Here is a 4030-nt window from a genome sequence, read left to right as displayed (position 1 = left end):
GCCACAGCATGCCAGCAGCATCGCACGTGGTGCCCTTCAGGCGCTTATGACGGCACATGAGGGCCTTGCGGCACAGCTCCAGGCGCTCGTCGAAGATGGCCCAGAACTTGGCGAAATCGCCTTCGCTGGAAAGCGCGACGTCGACCAGGTTGATGGTGACAACGCCCTGGTTGAAGCGACCGTAGTACTTCGGCTTCGTGGGGTCGTAGTTCTTCACGCCAGCCACGTTGTTGTAGCCGTTGCCAGAGCGGTCGGGCGTGAGGAAGGAGCGGCAGCCCATGCAGGTATAGCAATCGCCTTCGCCTTCGACTTCGCCCTTCGAAAGCTTGTACTCGCGCATCTTCTTTTCCGAGATGTAATCGGGAACCATGCGCTTGGCGGTGCACTTGGCCGCAAGCTTGGTGAGGTAGTAGAATTCCGTGCCTTCGTCGACGTTGTCTTCCTCGAGCACGTAGATGAGCTTGGGGAACGCAGGGGTGATCCACACGCCAGCTTCGTTCTTCACGCCCTGGAAGCGCTGACGGAGCATTTCCTCGATAACCATGGCGAGGTCGTGCTTCTCGGTTTCGTTGCGCGCTTCGTTCAGGTACATGAAGACCGTGATGAAGGGGGCCTGGCCGTTGGTGGTCATGAGCGTGACGACCTGGTACTGGATGGTCTGCACGCCACGACGGATTTCATCGCGCACGCGCTCTTCGACCACGGCATCGAGACGCTCGGGCGAAGGCTCCACGCCAAGCTGGTTCAGCTCGTCGATGGTGGCGCGACGAATCTTCTGGCGGCTGACGTCGACAAACGGGGCCAGGTGAGCCAAGGAAATGCTCTGACCGCCATACTGGCAGCTGGCGACCTGGGCGATGATCTGCGTGGCGATGTTGCAAGCGGTGCTGAAGCTATGGGGCTTCTCGATGAGCGTGCCGGAAATGACCGTGCCGTTCTGCAGCATGTCTTCCAAGTTCACCAGGTCGCAGTTATGCATGCGCTGAGCATAGTAATCGGAGTCGTGGAAATGGATGATGCCCTTTTCGTGGGCCTCTACCACGTCGGCAGGAAGGAGCATGCGATGGGCAAGGTCCTTCGAGACTTCGCCAGCCATGTAATCGCGCTGCACCGAAACGACAGTGGGGTTCTTGTTCGAGTTTTCCTGCTTGACTTCCTCGTTATTGCATTCGATGAGCGAAAGGATCTTGTCGTCGGTGGTGTTGGACGTGCGCTTCAGGCCCTGCACGTAGCGGTAGATGATGTACTTGCGGGCGACTTCGAAGGCACCGAGAGCCATGATCTGGTCCTCGACCATGTCCTGGATTTCCTCGACGGCGGGGGCATGGCCACACGCATTGCACTCGGCGGTTACGTTGTTGGCGGCGGCGATTATCTGATCGTGCGACAGACGATTCTCAGGCACTACCTCACTATTCGCCTTCGAGATGGCGTTCACGATTTTCGTGACGTCGAAAGCGACCTCAGAGCCATTGCGCTTGATAACCTTCATATGCCCAAACCCCTTTCGTAGTTATGCTTCGTATCTTGTCTGAACATAGTTTTGCACCTAAAAAAGATTGTTCACAAGGCTTGACTTTACCTCACCCAACGTTTCCGCACGTGATTACAAATCAATAAATGTTGTCGTTCATATTTATATCACACACCATATATTGTGGTTGTAATTGGTATGTTTCTGATACCATTTTCACAGTCTTAGCATAAACGCAGTTCGTATGGGAAAGACGGGAAAGACGCGTTTATCGCGTGAAAAAGAGACGCAATTCCCGTCCCCTTTCCCAGGAGAAGATATCGATTTTTTCGCTCGCCAGCTCCAACGGCGCGATACGCCCCGCAAGCGGCGCACAAAAAAAGAGCCGCCCGAGTGGGCGGCTCCGAAACATCGCTTGAAGCGAAATTTACTTCAGGGTTACAGCAGCGCCGGCTTCTTCCAGCTTGGCCTTCATTTCCTCGGCCTGCTCCTTGGCAACGCCTTCCTTGATGGCCTTGGGAGCGCCCTCGACGACTTCCTTGGCATCCTTCAGGCCCAGACCGGTGAGCTCGCGGACAACCTTGATGACAGCGATCTTGTTGTCGCCGAAGCCCTCGAGAACAACGTCGAACTCGGACTTCTCGTCGGCAGCAGCAGCGCCATCAGCGGCAGGAGCAGCAGCAACGGCAACGGGAGCAGCAGCGGACACGCCGAAGGTCTCTTCGATCATGGACACGAGCTCGCTAGCCTCGAGGAGGGACATCTCCTTCAGAGCCTCAATGATTTCTTCCTTGGTCACAGCCATGTTAGTTTCCTTTCAAAGGGGCCGGATGTTCCGGCCATACATTCTTGCTTACGCGGCTAAAGCGCCGCAGGGTGCTGCTAGGCAGCGGGCTTCTGCTCGGCGACCTGCTTGATCGACTGAGCCAAGCCAGACGGCACACCGTTGATGGTAACGGCAAGACCGCGGGCAACGCCGGAGATAAGACCAGCAATCTGACCGATGAGAGCTTCGCGAGAAGGCAGAGAAGCGATAGCCTCGACCTGTTCTGCGCTGTACTGAACACCGTCCATCATGCCGCCCTTGATCACGAGGTTCTCGTTATCCTTGGCGAAGGTCTTGATGGCTTTCGCGGCAGCGGCCGGATCGCCATCGGCGAAGACGAATGCGCTCGGGCCGGCGAGGATGTCCTCCATTGCGGGAAGGCCAGACTCTGCCAGAGCGATGCGCACCAGCTTGTTCTTGTAGACCGTCAGATGAGCACCGGCTTCGCGGATGGAGCGACGCAGCTGCTGCGCCTCCTTCACGCTCAGGCCACGGTAGTCGACGACCCACAGTGCGGACACGCCTTCGAGCTCTTCCTTGATCTTGGCAAGCGTTTCGACGTTCTGTGCGTTGGGCATATTGTGCACCTCCTTCTTTCCCATTCCGGGTTCCACCCCAGGGGAAGGTCGCACGAATAAGAACGACCCCCTGCACCAGAGAGCGCAGGGGGTCGTGAAAGCTTGTGCTTTACAACCACCTCGGCGGGCCGCTTGCGCGATTAAACCTTGCGGTGCCTGCTGTCTCTGGCAGCGGAACTACTGTTCATTGCTACTGCATTTCTGCAGCCGTTACACTATGCCAAATCCGCAGGGCGAATGCAAGGAAACGCACGCGTCCTCCATATTGGGGGCCTATGCCGAAGCATCACCCGACGACGAGCCGGATGCCGCATCGGCTGAAGGCTCGGTGCTCGAGCCGGGCGAAGCGTTCGACGCAGCTGCCGCCGAAGAGGCCGAACCCGAGGAGCCATTCACCGTAAGCTCTTCGACCGTGCTCGTGGGGTCGCCCTCGATATAGCTCAGCGTTACCGTGTCGCCCTCGCGAACGGTAACGACGTTCATCACCGTGGGCAGCGGGCAGTCGAAGATGAGCGAGCTGTTCTCGAGCGAGAGGTACACGTGCGAGTTGCCGTCGATGACGGCCTGCATCGACGTGCGCACCACGCCCGTGATTTCGTCGGCCACGGAATCGCCGCCCGTGGAAACGCCATTGGTGGCCAGCAGGGCCTTGTACGACTTCTGGCACTCCTCCACCGTGTCGCCTACCGCCACGTTCTGGTAACGCTGAATGTCGATCATGGCGAACTTCTTAACCAAGCCCGCTGCGTCCTTCAGGGCCATGAAGTACGTGGGCTGGCCGTTGATGTTCAGCAGAAGCGGGAAGGTCGCCTCGTACTTGAGGTTCTGCACCTGGCCCTCGGCCGAACTCATGGCGCTTTCCTCGGTGGCCCCGGCCACGCTGTAGTAGTGCGCCTCGGCAGTGCGCTGATTAACGAGTACGAACCCAACGATGGCGTTGTCGCTCGTAGCGCTCGTCACGCCCGTGTACACCCACACGTCGTCATCTTTGGCGATGTAGTTGTACCCCAGCTCGCCATCGGTGCCGGGCGTGGTCTGCACGACGCCGCTCTGGCCAAGCCAACTGTTCAGCCAGCCGTTATGCAGGCTGCCGTACCAGTTGTACTGCTGAATGAGCAGGTTGCTGGGATACGCACGGTCGACCCATTCGGG

The 4030-nt window shown here is 58.3% G+C and carries 3 protein-coding genes, 1 pseudogene and 1 other annotated feature; all 4 genes and pseudogenes read right to left on the bottom strand.

The annotated features are described in order from the left end of the window. Nucleotides 1-1492, bottom strand: a 1492-nt coding sequence (gene nrdD / locus AC04P6_RS08620) for an anaerobic ribonucleoside-triphosphate reductase (RefSeq protein ID WP_475566217.1), incomplete at its 3' end; no start/stop codon positions are given. Between the two features lie 409 nt (nt 1493-1901). Continuing rightward, nucleotides 1902-2279 (bottom strand): 50S ribosomal protein L7/L12, encoded by a 378-nt coding sequence (rplL, locus tag AC04P6_RS08615; RefSeq protein ID WP_066660726.1) that lies wholly within the window; start codon nt 2277-2279, stop codon nt 1902-1904. Between the two features lie 77 nt (nt 2280-2356). Next, nucleotides 2357-2878 carry a 50S ribosomal protein L10 gene (rplJ, locus tag AC04P6_RS08610; protein ID WP_475566216.1) on the bottom strand — a complete coding sequence of 174 codons (522 nt, stop codon included), beginning with the start codon at nt 2876-2878 and terminating at the stop codon, nt 2357-2359. Nucleotides 2879-2928: 50 nt separating this feature from the next. Beyond that, nucleotides 2929-3065 (bottom strand) — a sequence feature (ribosomal protein L10 leader region). 86 nt (nt 3066-3151) lie between these two features. After that, nucleotides 3152-4030 (bottom strand): annotated as a pseudogene (locus AC04P6_RS08605) (Tat pathway signal sequence); the annotation flags it as partial.

The organism is Denitrobacterium sp., assembly GCF_056180635.1.
The sequence above is the reverse complement of the archived record's forward strand: the minus strand, read 5'-3'. Positions and strand labels throughout refer to the sequence as shown.

Coding starts and splice junctions, on each gene's coding strand:
- rplL (WP_066660726.1), bottom strand. CDS start 2,279: ATGGCTGTGACCAAGGAAGAAATCATTGAGGCTCTGAAGGAGATGTCC.
- rplJ (WP_475566216.1), bottom strand. CDS start 2,878: ATGCCCAACGCACAGAACGTCGAAACGCTTGCCAAGATCAAGGAAGAG.